Origin of the sequence: Curtobacterium sp. 1310 (assembly GCF_017834105.1) — a bacterium.
In the GTDB taxonomy this organism is placed as follows: Bacteria; Actinomycetota; Actinomycetes; order Actinomycetales; family Microbacteriaceae; genus Curtobacterium.
This window is the reverse complement of the sequence record NZ_JAFICY010000002.1, coordinates 568,746-584,544: the sequence shown is the minus strand read 5'-3', so window position 1 is coordinate 584,544 and position 15,799 is coordinate 568,746. Positions and strand designations below refer to the sequence as shown.

The window sequence follows — 15,799 nt, the reverse complement described above, 5'->3', positions numbered from 1 at the left end:
GATGTGTCCGACGGCCCACGGGTGGGAGCGGACGCCGGCACGATCCGCCGTGGTCGGTACGGTGCCGTGGTGCACCAGGAAGAGCGCGGCAGCGCGCAGCAGATCACCGTCGGAGTCGCGGTCGGAGCCGGGGCGGCCGTCGCCGGTCTGCTCCCGTGGATCATCACCGGGATGCGGCTCCCACTGCAGAACCTGTGGGCGACGCCGACCACCGACCCGTCGGACATGCCGATCGCCCTGCTGCCGTTCAGCCAGTACGCGGTGACGACCATCGCGGCACTGCTGCTCGTCGGGGGAGTCGTCGCCGGCATCGCCGTCCGGGTACTGCGTGCTCGTGGGTCCGTCCGGCGCAGCGGATCGCTCGCGGCGCTCGCCGGGCTGGTCGGGGTGCAGGTCGTGGCCGTCGTCGAGACCGCCGTCGTCACGGGCGCCGGCATGCGGATGGACGGGACGCCGGGTACCGGTGCGGACGTCAGCGCCGCGCAGCTGTACGTCGTCGCGCTCACCGTCGGGTCGTTCGTGTGCATCGGAGCGGCGGCGGTGCTCGCTGCACTCGTCGCCCGAGCGGCTCCCGGCGGTGCGCTCGTCGCACTCGCCGTCAGCGCGGTGGCGCTCGGGTCGTGGGCGAACACGTTCGTCGTCCCGCCGGTGTCCTCGCCCGGTGACGCGGCGGGTGTCGTCCTCGCGGTGCTGCGGTGGCTGCCGGCCGTTGCGGTCGGTGCGGCGATCGCGTGGACCGGGCTCCGTACGGTCGGTCAGGGCATCGCCGCGCTGATCGCGCTCGGGGTGCTGTGGACGGGGACGGCGATGATCACGGCGGTGTCGTACGCACTGGGGTCCCGCGTGTACCTGCCGTACCCGCTCGAGATGGTGTCGGCCGGCGCCACGGTCTTCGTGATGGCGATGGGACCGGCGGGAGCGACCCTGGTGCCGCTGCTGGTCGCCGCCGTCATCGGAGTCGCCGGTGCGGTCGTCGTGCGCTTGCGGGACGGACGGCGCCGGTCGGAGCCCTGAGCAGGATCGGTGCGGCCAGGTCGAACGGCGCTGGGCGGCTTCCGGACCGCGTCAGCGCGGCCAGGTCGCGACGACCGCCACCGCGTTGAACAGCACGTGCGCCACGATCGCGCCGCCGATGCGGTTCGTCATCGCGACCAGGGTGCCCGTGAGCAGCCCGAGCACGAAGGTCGTCAGGAACACCTGCACCCCACCGAGCGAGGTCGTCGCCGACCCGAGGAAGAGGTGCGACAGCGCGAACAGGAACGCCGTCACGAGCACGGCCAGCCAGCGCGTCCGGGGCGTGAGCTCGGCGGCGAGCAGGCGCTGGAACAGCCCGCGGAAGAAGAGCTCCTCGAGCACGGGGCTGACCAGCACGATGCCGACCGCCGACACGAGCAGCAGCCCGATGTCCGGGGTCCCGAGCGACGGCGCGGGCTGCAGGCCGCTCGTCCCGGTGAACGACAGCGCGAGCACGGCGTCGAACACCCGCGTCAGGATCACGACCCCGAGCGCGAACACGAGGTCGCCGAGCTCGATCCGGAAGCGACCGAACAGGTCACGGCCCGAGCGGCGCAGGACCCAGACGATGCCGAGCACGAGCGGCACCCACACCGCGAGGTTGCCGAGCAGCACCTGGAGCACCGGGCCGGGGACGGCGCCGCGCAGCGTCAGGCTGCTCACGATCCGGGCGAGCACGACCGCCACGACGAGGGCGACCAGCAGGGCGACGAGGTCGCGTTGCCGGGCGGTCGAGGGCTCGGCGGCGGCCACTTCCGGCTCGGATGTCATGGGGCGAGCGTAGAGGACGACCGACGCAGATCGGCAAGAACAGCCGAGTGAGGCTCAATGGTGTGGCACTATTTGTATGCCGTCTGCTGGGACAAGCCCACGGAACCTGTGTCGGGACCACAGGAACGGCCAGGATCGGGGAAGGCGGGCCGCGTGGAACTGCGCGACTACATCACAGTGCTGCGGAAGAGTTGGGCACTGATCCTCGTGCTCGCCCTGGTGGGCGTCGCGGCGGCGGCAGGGTTCTCCCTGCTGAAGAAGCCGGTGTACTCCGCCGAGGCGCAGGTGTTCGTGTCGACGGAGACGTCGGGCAGCGCCAGCGACCTGGCCCAGGGCAACACCTTCACGCAGCAGCGCGTGCTGACGTACTCGAACCTGGTGTCGACGCCGATCGTGCTCCTGCCGGTCATCTCGTCGCTCGGGCTCGACATGAACGCGGACGAGCTGTCGAAGATGGTGTCGGCGACGGCGCCGACGAGCACGACCCTCATCTCGATCACGGTCAACGGCACCGATCCGGTGCAGGCGACGAACATCGCGAACGCAACCTCGCAGAGCCTGACCAACGTGGTCGAGGACATCGAGGCCACCGACGAGAACGGTTCGAGCAGCGTCAAGCTGACCCGGGTGAAGCAGGCGCAGGTGCCGAGCTCGCCCGTCAGCCCGAACGTCCCCGTCAACATCGCGCTCGGTCTGCTCGTCGGTCTGGCGCTCGGCGTCGGCATCGCCGTGCTGCGCGAGACGCTCGACAACCGCGTCCGCGTCGAGACCGACGTCGAGAAGATCAGCGACAAGCCCGTCGTCGGCGGCATCGCCTACGACAACAAGGCCTCCGAGCGACCGCTCATCGTGCAGGTCGACCCGCGCAGCCCGCGCGCCGAGTCCTTCCGCACGCTCCGCACGAACCTGCAGTTCCTCGACCTCGGCACCGGCTCGCGCACGTTCGTCATGACGTCGTCGATGCAGTCCGAGGGCAAGAGCACCACCGTCGCGAACCTGGCGATCGCGCTGGACAGCGCCGGCTTCAAGGTCATCCTGATCGACGCCGACCTCCGTCGCCCCCGCGTCGGCGAGTACATGGAGGTGGACGGCTCCGCCGGGCTGACCGACGTGCTCATCGGCCGCGCGAGCCTGGAGGACGTCGCGCAGCCCTGGGGCCGCGGCAACATGGTCGTGCTGCCCGCCGGCCAGATCCCGCCGAACCCGTCGGAGCTCCTCGGCTCGAAGGCCATGCAGGACCTGATCGAGACGCTCGAGCAGCAGTTCGACTACGTGCTCTTCGACGCACCGCCGCTGCTGCCCGTCACCGACGCCGCGATCCTGTCGAAGAAGGCGTCCGGCGCCATCCTCGCGGTGGCGTCCGGCAAGACCCACAAGGGCCAGCTCGCCGCCGCGGTCGCGTCGCTCGAGAACGTCGGCGCACCGATCGCCGGCTTCGTCATCACGATGATGCCGGTCAAGGGTCCGGGCGCGTACGGCTACGGCCGCTACGGGTACGGCTACGGGTACGGCCTCGACGAAGAGGAACCGCCCCAGAAGTCCACCAAGTCGTCGGGGAAGACCCGCGGCAAGCTCGGCGTGGTCCGCCGCGCGGACCGCTGACGGCGGTCGGGGGATGAGCCAGCGCCGGGGGATCCGAAGCCTCGGGAGCGAGCTGCCGCGGACGACGCTGATCGGGATCGCACTCGTGGTCGTCGCGCTCGTCGTCGTCGACGTCGTCCTGGTGGCGCTGGCGCTCGCGCGCACCGCGCCGGAGGCGCGCGGCGACGCCGGTCCGGTGCCGACGTTCGGATCGAGCGCGTCAGCGCCGGCGACGCCGGGACCGTCCGCCACCGCGTCGGCGGAACCGACGGCCGACGGGGTGTCGACCCGCCACATGCTGTCCGCGGTCGACGGCCTGGAGGCATGGCGAGCCTCCAGTACGACCTGTGACGTCTCCGAGACGGTGCTGGAGCACACCACCGACGGTGGGCAGGAGTGGTCACCCGTCGCCCTGGGCGACGACGTGCGGACCATCGGGTCGCTGCGCGTGACCGCCGACGGCCTGTCCGTGCTCGTCGGCGTCGGCGACGAGTGCGCGACCGAGGTCCGGACCAGCACCGACGACGGAGCCACCTGGGTGCTCGGGACCGCCGGTGCCGCCGGCGCGGGGGTGACCGACCAGGGCCTCGTGCTCGGGGACGCGGTCGTGCCCTCGCCGTGCGAGGACCCGCTCGACGCCTTCCGCGGTGACAGCACGACGCTGGTCGCGTGCGCCGACGAGCTGCGGTGGCGCACCGGTACCGGTGCGTGGGTGACCGTGCCGATCGACGGCGTCCGTGCGCTCGCGGTGAACGGGACCGAGTACACACTCGCCCGCATCGGGACGGACTCGTGCGACGGCGTGCAGATCGAGACGATGCCGGCGTCGGGTGTGACGCCTGCGACGACCACCACGCCGATCGGGTGCAACCCGGTCGCGACGGAGGGTGCGATCGCGCTCGACCGCTCCGGGCAGGACGTCTGGATGTGGACGGGCGACGGCGTCGCGGTGTCGAACGACGGCGGGGCGACGTGGTGACGCGGGGTCGGCGATGACGGCCGAGGCCGTCCACCAGCCCGTCTCCACGGGGAGCACCCGCGAGTGGAGCCGCACGTACTCGCGTCGCGTGCTCGTCACCGACCTGCTGGCGCTGATCTGGGTCGTCTTCGGCGTGCAGATCGCCTGGCTCGGGTTCGACTCGGACCTGATGACGAACACGGCGGACCTGCGCCTGAGCTACTTCGGGATCTCCGTGGTCGTCATCGCCGTCTGGATGATCGGGCTGGCGCTCTACGACACCCGTGGTGACCGCGTCATCGGCGTCGGGAGCACCGAGTACCGGCTGGTCGCGGACTCGAGCGTCCGGGTGTTCGGGCTGATTGCGATCGCCGCCTACCTGCTGCGCGTCGACCTGGCCCGCGGCTACGTCCTCATCGCGTTCCCCGCCGGCATCCTCGTCCTGCTGCTCTCGCGCTGGATGTGGCGCCAGTGGCTCGTCGCCGAGCGGAAGCACGGCGGGTACTCGGCGCGCGTCCTGCTCGTCGGTTCGACGGCGAGCGTGCTGCACATCGCACGGGAGCTCGCCCGAACGCCCGAAGCCGGCTACCGCGTGGTCGGCGCAGCCGTGTCCGACGGGACGCGGGGTCTGCTACCAGGCTCCACCGTCGAGAGCCACGGCGGCATCGACGACGTCCTGGCAGCCCTGGCCACGACCGGAGCGGACACCGTCGTGATCACGAGCTCAGACGACCTGCCGCCGGAGCGGGTCCGCCAGCTGAGCTGGTCGCTCGAGCCCGGACGGCAGCACCTGGTCGTCGCGCCGAGCCTCACCGACATCGGCGGTCCGCGGATCCACACCCGCCCGGTGCAGGGCCTCCCGCTCATCCACGTCGAGACTCCGACCTACTCCGGCCGGAAGCTCTACACCAAGCGTGCGTTCGACCTGATCGGCTCGGCAGCACTGATCATCGTGCTCTCCCCGGTCCTGCTCGTGCTCGCGTTGCTCGTCAAGGTGACGTCCATTGGGCCGGTGTTCTTCCTGCAGGAGCGCGTCGGACTGAACGGTTCGACGTTCCACATGATCAAGTTCCGGTCGATGGTCGTCGACGCGGAGCAGCGCCTGCAGGAGCTGAGCGCGCTCGACCGCGCCGAGGGCAACACGGTCCTGTTCAAGATGAAGAACGACCCGCGCGTGACGCGGATCGGTGCCTTCATGCGTCGTTACAGCCTCGACGAGGTGCCGCAGCTGTTCAACGTCCTGGTCGGCAGCATGTCGCTGGTCGGCCCGCGTCCCCCTCTCGCCCGAGAGGTCGAGCGGTACGACCAGCATGTCCACCGACGCTTCCTGGTGAAGCCTGGCATGACCGGCCTGTGGCAGGTCAGCGGTCGGTCCGACCTGTCTTGGGAGGACTCTGTGCGTCTCGACCTGTTCTATGTCGAAAACTGGTCTTTAGTTGGCGACTTTCTCGTGCTTTGGAAGACGGCCCGCGCCGTCCTGGGATCGGAAGGTGCCTATTGACTGCGGCCGACGTCGTCGTGAACCGGTCATCAATCGCTATCGCGCATGACTATCTAACCCAGCGGGGGGGAGCTGAGCGGGTGGCTGCGGAGATAGCAAGCATCTTCACTGATGCGAGGCTGATGACGGCTCTATACGAGCCTGACGAAACCTTCGACGAATTCGCGCGCGTGCGGATCCTGCCGAGTTGGCTAAACCGACTCGCCTTCGCTAGGAAAGATCCTCGCAAGGCTCTTCCGCTACTACCCTTGGCCTGGGACCTCCGTCGATACGTCGACGCGGATGCGGTGATTTGCAGCTCCTCCGGGTGGGCTCATGGTGTTCGCACGACCGCTCGAACAGCCAAAGTAGTCTATTGCCACAATCCACCTCGATGGCTTTATCAGCAAGCCGACTATGTCCAATCCGTGAACAGTATCGCGCGTATAGCTTTGAGGCTTCTAAGCGGTCCTCTCCGAGCTTGGGACCGTCGAGCTGCCGCTAGTGCGGACGTGTACATCGCAAACTCGTCGAGCGTCGCAGAGCGTGTGTGGCGCGCTTACGGAATACAAGCAGAGATTGTCCACCCACCCGTCAGCATCGACCCGGAGGGACCTCAGCTGCCTCTCGCTGTCGACGGGCCGTTTTTCCTTACAGTCGCTCGCAGCCGTGGCTATAAAGGGACGATGCGCATAGTTGATGCGTGGAGGGGTATGCGCATCAGCGCGAAACTGGTCGTCGTTGGTGATCCTCCGCAAGAAATGCACGAAGATGGTGTGCACTTCGCAGGTCGAATAAGTGAGGCCGAGCTCCGGTGGGCATACGCCAATGCTGAGGCTTTGATTTCGGTGTCACGAGAGGACTTCGGCCTGACCCCCGTCGAGGCGAATAGTTTCGGCACGCCGGTTCTGGTGATTCGAAGAGGTGGATTTCTTGACTCTACCGACGAAGGTGTGTCCGGCATGTTTATTGAGGACGACGCTATCTCCTCGATTCGAGATGCGGTAGAAGCCTTCCCCTCGGCTTGGGACCGTCAGGCAATCATCGCTCACGCCCGCAAATTCTCAAAGGAACGTTTCGCTGAGCGACTGAAGGTTGCCGTTGACAGAGCCATTGATCAACATCGACCGAATCGCCATGATCAGGCGAGGTGAGAGCCTGCGATCCTTCGGTCGACGATTCACCGGGTTCATTTCGTCAACGGCAATAACTGCGGGGGCGGGAGTGGTCAGTCTTCCTCTATTGATTGCGGGTCTCGGTGCCGACTCTTGGAGTGCTGTTGCGGTGGCGCAGTCTATTGGCGCTGTCGGCGCTATTGTGGTCGGCCTTGGGTGGGCGGTCACCGGCCCAACGGAGATCGCGCAACTACGTGAATCGGGCCGGAGGGCTTATCTCAGGGAATCGCTTCGGGTTCGCGGAATCGCCGCAGTGCTGGTCGGCGCTTCATGTGTGTCAATTCAGCTGATTCGAGATGGCGGGTCCATCGATCTGGCGCTGATCTCCTTGGCTTCAGCTCTTGCTGGTCTCGGTGGTCAGTGGTACTACTACGGCTCTGCAGACGCGCGAGGCCTACTTGTGGCTGATACTTTGCCAAGAGCTGCTGCGCTCCTGCTGGGGGCTGCGTCCGCACTCTTCACGCACGAACCGCTCAGCTTCGCTGCCTTTCAGATTCTCGGCGCGTTGATTCCGGTCGCCTTTCTCGTTATCAAGGTCAGGCGCTCAAAGCGAGACGGCTACACCGTGGATGTCGAATTCCAAAAGACGCAGTGGAAGCAACAAGTGGCCGGAACCGTCACAGCCTTGAGTGGTTCAATTTACTTAACTCTGCCAGTGGCCCTGATGGCTATCAGCGCTCCTTCTGCGGTGGCTTCGTTCGCGTTAGCAGATCGACTTGCACGTGTCGCGCGTCTTGTGGTGAGCCCGATGACGCAGACGTTACAGGGGTGGGTTTCGGGTGCGGGAGCGTCCGAAACTCGTCGGCGAGAGAAGATTGCGTTCGTCATATCGGCCGTTTGGGGCACTCTCGTTGCTCTTTGCTTCACAATCGGAGCAGCAATGTTCGCTGGTATCGTCAGCGGCGGTCAGATCCGACTGACCTGGGTCCTCGCTGCACTCATTGGGGCGACATTAGTGGCGACATCTGTTTCGCAAACAACCGGTACGATCGGCTTGATACTTCGGGGCCGAGGCGTGTGGCTCGCAGTCAGCGCCGTGGTTGGGGGACTCGTGGCTTGCCCTCTCTTACTGATCTTGCCGCGCTATCTGGGGGCCGAGGGAGGAGCGATGGCAGTGCTCGTGGCCGAGACAGCTGTCCTGCTAGTTCAGTGCATTGCTTTGATCCGACCGGAAAATAGGGGTGCTCGTGCTTGATAAGAGGAAGGTGCGGCGGGCAACGGTTCTGCACCTTAGCCACACAGTCGAACGTGGCGGGGCGGAGCTAGCTCTCCTGCGCACGCTGCAACAGGCTAGTTGGGACTGGCTGCTACAAATTCCGCACGAGAAAGATGGCGATCTTGGAGCTTTCAGTATGCTCAGCGGAGCTGTAGGCAGCCGCGTCTTGCCGATCGGCCCACGGCATGAGGCGGGAGCTGCATCGAGACCTGCTGGTCTGGCTCGTTTCGCTATTGACATTTTGCGCACCGCCTTCTCTATTCGTGCGCATCGAGCGTATCGCCGGGTCAGCCTTATATTCGCAAACGGTTCTCGGAGCGCGACCTACGGGGTCCTTCTCAAAATGACGAGCCCGAGCCGCTCCTTTGTAGTTCATCTGCGGGATACAGTTTCGGTGGAGTCCCTGGGCCGAGCAGGGGCGCTCGTAATGAGAAAGCTGGTACTACCCCGGGCGGATGGTCTGATTGCAAATTCCGAGCACACATTGGCCTCCGCCCGGCCTTATCTTCGTGAATCGGCGAAGGTGCGAGCTCTACCGAGCCCTTCCGGTACAACGCGTGCTGCTTCGGGAGAGTCCGCACTGCCGCCGACGAACGAAATCCGAATAGGTATCGTGGCTCGCCTGACAGAGTGGAAGGGGCACCGGCTGCTCCTCGAAGCGTTCGAGCGGTCCTTTCCTCGCGGTGGTGCGTCGCTGCACTTTATTGGGGGCGCGCCATTCGGCGGTGACGAGTTCCGCAAGGAGCTGGAACGCGAAATTGCGAATCGACGTCTTCAGGAGCGAGTCCACCTCATAGGACACGTCGACAACGTAGAGGCATGGATCAATGCAATGGATATCTGTGTTCAGTGCTCCATCGTTCCAGAGCCTCTAGGGCAGAATGTGCTGCAATATCTGAGTGCGGGCGCGGTGATCGTTGCGGCAGAAGAGGGCGGGCCCCGCGAATGGATTCGCAATGGCGAGAACGGAATCTTGGTCGCGCCGCGCGATTTTCGCGCACTCTCGGATGCGCTCACTAGCTTGGCCACCAATCCTGCCCTGCGTCGCAGGCTGGCGCTGGCCGCAAGTGGCACTCGTGTTCCGACGACAGAGGAGTTGGTCGTGGAGTTACAGGGCTATCTTGAGCAATTCGGTCGCTCCCCGGTTACGAAGGGACGAGGACTGTGATTCGCGTAATCCATCTGTTACCCCATATCCGGCGTTCAGGCAACGGTATCGTCAACGCCGTGGTGGACCTCGCGATCGAGCAAGCCGCCTTGGGCAACGACGTGACAATCTGTTCGGCCGCTGGAGACTACGCTCCGTTACTTAGAAGTCACGGCGTGAACCACCTTGAGCTGCCGACGGAAGATTGGCGAAACCTTCGGGGATTTCTTGCACTGAGACGCCGCCTCAGGCACCTCCGCAAATCACCGACAGACGCTATAGTCCATTCGCATACCCTAGGCTTGCTGATCCTTGCCGTTACAACTGGGCGAAAGAGGCTTGTTCACACGCTCCATAATCCTTGGCAGCGCTTCGCTTTTCTCGCTCGGTTAGTGCCGGCCAGGTTCATCGTCCTGAGTGACCGTGCGCGCCGTGGGGTTCGAGCGCGATCCGCTTCGGTAGTCGAGAACGGTATCGTCGGGAGCAGGCGCTACCAGGTCGAGGATGTCGTTCCGAGGGAGTTGAAGCGTCCTGCCCTGGTTACGGTATGTGGGTTGTACGAGCGAAAGGGTGTGCAGGATCTGATCGCAGCGCTCGAACTTACGAGGGAGCGCTGGAATCTCTACGTCGTCGGAGAGGGACCGTACCGTCGAGTTCTTGAATCACAGGTAAGAGTGGCTTCACTCGAGCGTCAAGTGCGATTTGTCGGCTTCGATGAAGACCCGCTCACTTGGGTGGCGGGTGCTGATGCGTTCGCGTTGGCGTCGCATTCTGAAGGAGGAGCTCTCGTCCTCACCGAAGCAAGAATGTTGAGACGGCCCGTGATCTTCACGTCAGTCGGCGACATGCCTTCGATGATGCGAGATGAAGCCGGCATCGCCGTCCCGCCCGGGGACGCAGCTGCGTTGGCTACAAATCTGGATCGCCTTTCGAGTAGTGAGGAAGAGTTGTTCCGCGCTGCGGCGAAAAGTCAACGAGGGCTAGAGTGGTACAACGTTTCCCGTGTTGCGCGTGAGACGCTAGCTGTTTACACGGAATCGCAGCGGTGATGGAGAGCCCAAGCCGGTTCAGGTCAATAGTCGCCTATGCGGTTCCTTCGGTTGTCCTGGTCTTCGCTATTGGCGCTTTCATTCAGGCGGGAATCTCGGCGTCACTGGTAATCGGAGCAGTATTCGCAACAGGCATCTTCGCCATCCTTTTCCGGTTTCCGGACGCTTGCATTCCGGTCGGCTTCTGGGCGATGACCTTCGTACCACTCCTTCGGAGGATCGTGGGTGGACCAGACGCGTATACGCCGAATGATCCTCTCGTTTTCTTGCCGACGTTGATCCTGATTCCACTGGTACTACGCCGCGGAATATTTGTAGACCGATTGTTGGGCTTGCGGTCCATCTACATCCTCCTTGCAGTCGTCGCTAGTGGAACCTTCGTGTATGGCCTGGCGAGCGGAGGGGCTGCAGGATCACTCATATTGGGTACCGCGACCCTCGTGGTCCCTTTGCTTGGGGTGCTTTCGGTAAGGCCATTGCAACTGAAGTCGGTCTGTCTGAACCTCACGAAGCAGGGTCGGATGATAGGGCTGGTAGCGGCCACTTACGGGTATGTGCAGTACGTGGCTCCGTTCCGCTGGGACTTGGCGTGGTTGGAGAGCAGGCGAGAGGTTATCTCAAGTTTCGGCAATGCGACTGCGGGCGAGTTTCGGCTCTTCGGGCCTACGAGCTCGCCCCTGAGCTTTGCCCTCATTCTTTCAGTCTGCATCTGCTGTTGGTTGTTCGTACCGCGTAGAGGGGCCGCTTGGCCGCGACTCGTCGCGATCGCCTACGTTGCGGGGCCACTTCTTCTCACTTCGGTTCGAACGAGTGTCTTCGCACTCCTCTTGGCCGCGCTCCTGGTGGGCCTCTTCAGGCGTAGCGGAGTGGCAGCGTTCGTACTCGCATTGACTGCGGCGGCGTATCTTGCTCTGCCCGCTCTTCTAGGTGCCATCGCGCCCGGTTTGGCGGGACGTTACGCTCTCAACGGCCTCGGCTCCGACATATCGTTCGTGACCCGCCTTTCGTTGTTGAGGGAGGCCCTAGGGCGAGCCGTCTTCAGTGTCGGCCTAGGGCCGGGCGGCAGTACTAGCGAAAGTACCGTGATCGATAACGGATACCTCGCGAGCTTCCTGGATCTCGGCCTCATTGGTGGCGCCGTGATGCTTGGCCTGGCGGTCGCCGGACTCATTTTGGCTCTCAGATCGAGCGTGCGACGCGCCCAGCTCGAGCCTCAGGGCGCCTTCGCCATCATCGTGATCATCCTGGTTCTCGCGCAGTCGTCCGCGCCAGTGTTTCAGGAAGAAATTGGCATGTTTTTCTGGCTGGGGCTGTTACTGCTGGCGGAGCCCCTGCAGGACCGTTACGCGGTAGTTAGCGGTACAGCTGAGCTCGATCACGTTCCGACAAAGACGGGTGCGATGACGTGAAGGTCCTCTATTTCGCCGTGCACGACGAGCAATACCCCAGGAACACCAAGGTGCGTCAGGCACTGACCGATGCTGGACATATCGTGCAGATCGAAACGGTAGGGCGGGGTTCAACGATTCGCAAGGCGCTATCGCTTCTTCGTCGGGGTTTGAGCGAACGGAAAAAACTTGATCTGGTGATCCTGTCGGAATTCACTCAGCAATTTGCTCTCGTCGCTTGGCTCATCGCGCGGCTGCGGGGGGCCAAACTGGCCGTCGACTTCTTTGTCGGTTTGTACGAGACGAGGGTCGAGGACCACGCTTCAGTTCGTGCGTGTTCTGTGAAGGGTCGCCTTCTCTGGGGGCTCGATTGGCTTGCGCTCCGGATCGCTGACCTTCGCTTCACGGACACGGCGCCCCGAGCACAAACCATCCAAACGAAATTTCATGTCGACGAGGTCCTGCCGGTTGCTGTCGGTGCGCCTGCTTGGGCGTCTCCTCAACCCGCATCGAAGTCTCCCCGTCTTCGGATCCTGTACTACGGCAATTACATACCACTTCACGGACTCCCGCTGGTTGTGGAAGCTCTCGGCGCTCTATCCACACCGAAGGAATTCGTGGTCACTTTTGTCGGCGGGAGTGACCGTCAGCGTGCCGACCTGAGCGCGCAGCTAGCTCAGGTTCAGCCGGAGCTAGAACTGCACCTCCAGCCGCCTTGCAAGGAGAATGAACTGCGGGACATCATCGCGAGTAACGACGTTATACTCGGCGTATTTGGGTCTTCTCGAAAGGCAGAGGAAGTAGTAGCCAACAAGGTCTGGCAGGGATTACTTTGCGGAAGAATCGTAATCACTCGCGAGTCGCCCGCTCTCGACGAGATTGCAAACCTCATGGGCGAGCTCCTGGTGCAAGTTGAGCCGAATCAACCGGCCCGGCTCACTGAGGCTCTTAGCTCCATGCGCGATGCAACACAGCGGGTGTTGCCGTTCGGCGAGTTGTCGGAGCGTACCCGGTCCCTGCGTCAGGTGATTGATACTGAGATGAACGAACTGGTAATCACGTTGCAGCGGTTGACGGAGGTCCGAGAATGACTATCGATCGGCGCGCAGTCGTGGTCGTAACGCACAATCCGAGCTTGCGGGACTTGAAACGCACTGTCGATACAATCCGCGCCGCTGAAGCTTTAGTCATCCTCATCGACAATTCATCGCCAGGGGCTGATCTGGACAGTGTCGGAGCAGACGTCATTGTGCAGGATGGCGTTAATCGAGGTGTCGGTTGGGCTCACAATGAAGGCGTTCGCCAAGCCGCTGAGTCAGGACGACACATCGTCATGTTTCTTGACCAGGATAGTACAATTCGCACCGGCGTGCTGCGTGATCTACTGCTCGAGGCGTCCGGCAAGATGAGGGCAGACGCGAGCGTGTGTGCTGTCGCTCCGCTGTTGGTGGACAGTTCCTCCGGTCGCCCTCTCCTCTTCCGTCAAGGGTTACTGCGGACCACGCTTATGGAGGTTCCTGTTCCAATCGACCGCCCGATGGAAGCGCCGTTTCTGCCGACCTCGGGAATGGTTGTGCTGACCGAGCGTTTTTGGGAGGTAGGGGCATTCCGCGAAGATTTCTTCATCGATCACGTTGATCGTGAGTGGGGAATGCGCGCTGTTGAAATGGGCTACCGACTACTGGTGCTCTCCTCGTCGAGAGTGGAACATGAGCTTGGCGACTTCACGGTCAATAGCAAGGGTCGGAGCGGGTTCTTCCACTCGAGTACTGATCGCGACTACTATTTGAAGAGAAATACTATTCTGATGATGCGCGCTGGCCGTGGAAGCCGCTTGTGGCGTTTGGGGGAGTTGGCTTTTGCAGTCGCTTCCACCGTCAAGTGCTATGCAACTGATCCTACTCGCGCATCGGCTATGTTGAATGGCCTTTTTGACGGCATGTCTGGGCGTGGCGGGAAGCGCGAGACGAAGCAATCGAAGGCGGTTGCACTGTGACTACGCGTACGATTCTGCACGACGTACGATGGAAGATCGGGTCCTACTTCTTCAACGCAGTGGCAATGAGCCCGCTTTGCGGTTCGCGCCTTCGACTGCTCCTCGGCCGGGCGGCTGGACACTCTTTGGGTTCAGTTCGTTTGCGGCCTGGCTCCGTCATCCGTTCAAAGAAACTGCGCGTTGGTGACAATGTGTTTATCAACCACGACTGCTTCGTGGACAACGGACCGGTGACCATCGGCGATGACGTGCTAATTGGGCCTTCAGTGGTGTTGGCGAGCGTCGACCACGCTCCGGGGAGTGCGAGGCGAAGAGCGGGGGACCCTATCGAGCGTCCAATCGTTATCGGCGACGGCACATGGGTTGGAGCACGCGTGACGGTCCTCGGCGGCGTCACAATTGGCCCCGGGTGTGTAATCGCGGCAGGGGCGGTCGTTATCAATGATCTAGAGGCGAACGGACTCTACGCTGGGGTGCCAGCGGTGCGGAAGCGCGATCTTTAGTCGTCGAGACACCTGTTCAAATCCCTAATCGGCTGGGCCCGTTGCCGGAGAACGCGCGCCAAACTTCGGCTCCCGGGGCTTTGACTGTGCATTAACCCCGGTTCACCCGTCGCGAGCACCCGTCCGACCGAAGGGACCGGCCTTACCGGTGCTGCTCCTGGGCTACGCTGAGATAGTGTCAGGTCAACTCGATGTGTCATCCTCCGCCGCCGGTGGTGCGATCGGTTCGCGCAGTCGGATCCGCTCCCTCGATGGACTTCGCGGCCTTGCGGCGCTTGTCGTAGTCATACATCACGCCTTGCTTGCGGTCCCGGTCCTTGCAGCACCCTATTTTGGCCACGGCCCAGTGCCAGGTGAGGATGTTCTCGCTTGGTCTCTAGTGCACACACCGTTGCACCTCTTCTGGGGAGGATCCGAGGCTGTCTACATATTTTTCGTCCTCAGCGGGTTGGTGCTTGTACTCCCCGTGATGCGCAGCGGGTTCTCCTGGCTGGCGTATTACCCCGGCCGCGTTGTTCGATTGTATTTGCCTACCCTTGGAATCGTGATCCTGGGCTACGCCTCGATGTATCTAGTGAATCGGCAGCCCGCGCCCGGCCTCAGCGAGTGGCTTATTGACCGGGCGGGTCAGCCCACTCAAGCAACCGCCCTAAAGGACGTCACTCTATTGACCGGGGCGTCTGGACTGATCAGCCCTTTGTGGTCGTTGCAGTGGGAACTACTTTTCTCCATGCTCCTACCATTGTTCTTCGCATGTGCTGTGGTAGTACGTCGCCTCGTTTTGACTAAGGTTCTGCTGCTCGTAGGTTTCGCAGCGGTCGGGGCACTGCTGGAGAGCCCGCCCCTCTTCTACATGCCGATCTTCGGATTCGGAGTCCTCCTTGCTCTCGAACTCGATCGGGTTCGCGCATGGTCAGCGCGCCTCCGCGCTCCCGGTTGGGTTGCGTTGAGCGCGGCTAGTCTGCTTGCCCTGTCTGCATATTGGCTCGCCCTCGCCATATGGCCCGAGCAAATTCTGCTTTTGCGTATTTGCAAGGTGCTCGCCGTCTTCGGTGCCATCGGGACCGTGCTTCTTGTCGCGTTCAATGGTCCGAGTAGTCGTCTATTCGAACGGCGAAGTTTGCAGTGGCTTGGAAAGATTTCATTCAGCCTCTACCTCGTCCATGAGCCAATCGTGGTGGCGGTGGGGTACGTCGTAGGTGCCGGGGCCGGCTGGTTCGTGCTGCCCATCTCCCTCGTCTTGAGTCTTGTTGCAGCGGGCGGCTTTTTTTGGTTGATTGAGCGGCCTGGCCACCGGCTCGCTCGCTCGTGCAGTGCTCGCTTTACGCCGGTGAGCTTCAAGTCGTGAGCGCGTCGTGGGCGCCAGCAAGGTTCCTGCCGCCCGAGGTTGAGCAAGCGGCGACCGCTACGGCTCTCGCTCGCGGTGAAGGCCCTGGAACGCCCTGTTGGGGCTTATCTGCGGCCGAGAGGGCGGCGAAACGTCAGGGCGTCAGGGCCGTACTCTCTTCCGCGTATTGAGAA

At 63.3% G+C, this 15,799-nt stretch carries 14 protein-coding genes; 13 read left to right on the top strand and 1 reads right to left on the bottom strand.

Features of this window, described 5'->3' with window-relative positions; translation table 11 throughout:
• The first annotated feature begins 69 nt into the window (after nucleotides 1-69).
• Nucleotides 70-1,014, top strand: a complete 945-nt coding sequence (locus JOD95_RS06810) for a hypothetical protein (RefSeq protein ID WP_209684076.1) — start codon at nucleotides 70-72, stop codon at nucleotides 1,012-1,014.
• 51 nt (nucleotides 1,015-1,065) lie between these two features.
• Here the strand turns inward: JOD95_RS06810 and JOD95_RS06805 are convergent, their stop codons facing one another.
• Entirely contained in the window at nucleotides 1,066-1,785 is a 720-nt protein-coding gene (locus tag JOD95_RS06805) for a CPBP family intramembrane glutamic endopeptidase (protein WP_209684075.1), read from the bottom strand.
• Nucleotides 1,786-1,938: 153 nt separating this feature from the next.
• Between JOD95_RS06805 and JOD95_RS06800 the strand changes: the two genes are divergently transcribed.
• From JOD95_RS06800 to JOD95_RS06745, 12 genes are all read left to right on the top strand, one after another.
• Complete coding sequence (locus tag JOD95_RS06800; protein WP_209684074.1) at nucleotides 1,939-3,387, top strand: polysaccharide biosynthesis tyrosine autokinase; 1,449 nt, start codon at nucleotides 1,939-1,941, stop codon at nucleotides 3,385-3,387.
• Nucleotides 3,388-3,400: 13 nt separating this feature from the next.
• Complete coding sequence (locus tag JOD95_RS06795) at nucleotides 3,401-4,345, top strand: hypothetical protein (RefSeq protein ID WP_209684073.1); 945 nt, start codon at nucleotides 3,401-3,403, stop codon at nucleotides 4,343-4,345.
• Nucleotides 4,346-4,358: 13 nt separating this feature from the next.
• Complete coding sequence (locus JOD95_RS06790; RefSeq protein WP_209684072.1) at nucleotides 4,359-5,825, top strand: sugar transferase; 1,467 nt, start codon at nucleotides 4,359-4,361, stop codon at nucleotides 5,823-5,825.
• A gap of 17 nt (nucleotides 5,826-5,842) precedes the next feature.
• The gene (locus JOD95_RS06785) at nucleotides 5,843-6,958 is read left to right on the top strand and encodes a glycosyltransferase (protein WP_307810400.1); all 1,116 of its coding nucleotides are present in this window, start codon (nucleotides 5,843-5,845) and stop codon (nucleotides 6,956-6,958) included.
• Nucleotides 6,918-8,174, top strand: a complete 1,257-nt coding sequence (locus JOD95_RS06780) for a lipopolysaccharide biosynthesis protein (RefSeq protein ID WP_209684071.1) — start codon at nucleotides 6,918-6,920, stop codon at nucleotides 8,172-8,174. The genes JOD95_RS06785 and JOD95_RS06780 overlap by 41 nt, the downstream gene beginning before the upstream one ends.
• Nucleotides 8,175-8,331: 157 nt before the next feature.
• Entirely contained in the window at nucleotides 8,332-9,363 is a 1,032-nt protein-coding gene (locus JOD95_RS06775) for a glycosyltransferase (RefSeq protein WP_307810408.1), read from the top strand.
• Entirely contained in the window at nucleotides 9,360-10,391 is a 1,032-nt protein-coding gene (locus JOD95_RS16900) for a glycosyltransferase family 4 protein (RefSeq protein ID WP_307810399.1), read from the top strand. Before JOD95_RS06775 ends, JOD95_RS16900 begins: the two co-directional genes overlap by 4 nt.
• A gap of 1,082 nt (nucleotides 10,392-11,473) precedes the next feature.
• Entirely contained in the window at nucleotides 11,474-11,800 is a 327-nt protein-coding gene (locus JOD95_RS06765) for a hypothetical protein (protein ID WP_209684068.1), read from the top strand.
• A complete protein-coding gene (locus tag JOD95_RS06760; protein WP_209684067.1) occupies nucleotides 11,797-12,870 on the top strand; it encodes a glycosyltransferase in 1,074 nt (357 codons plus the stop codon). The genes JOD95_RS06765 and JOD95_RS06760 overlap by 4 nt, the downstream gene beginning before the upstream one ends.
• Nucleotides 12,867-13,775: a glycosyltransferase gene (locus JOD95_RS06755; protein ID WP_209684066.1), complete on the top strand. Its 909-nt coding sequence runs from the start codon at nucleotides 12,867-12,869 to the stop codon at nucleotides 13,773-13,775. The genes JOD95_RS06760 and JOD95_RS06755 overlap by 4 nt, the downstream gene beginning before the upstream one ends.
• Before the next feature lie 65 nt (nucleotides 13,776-13,840).
• Nucleotides 13,841-14,278, top strand: coding sequence for a DapH/DapD/GlmU-related protein (locus JOD95_RS17060; protein WP_374191725.1), 438 nt, complete (start codon nucleotides 13,841-13,843; stop codon nucleotides 14,276-14,278).
• A 148-nt stretch (nucleotides 14,279-14,426) separates the two neighbouring features.
• On the top strand, nucleotides 14,427-15,626 hold the full coding sequence (locus JOD95_RS06745; RefSeq protein WP_307810398.1) for an acyltransferase: 1,200 nt from the start codon (nucleotides 14,427-14,429) through the stop codon (nucleotides 15,624-15,626).
• Nucleotides 15,627-15,799: the final 173 nt, after the last annotated feature.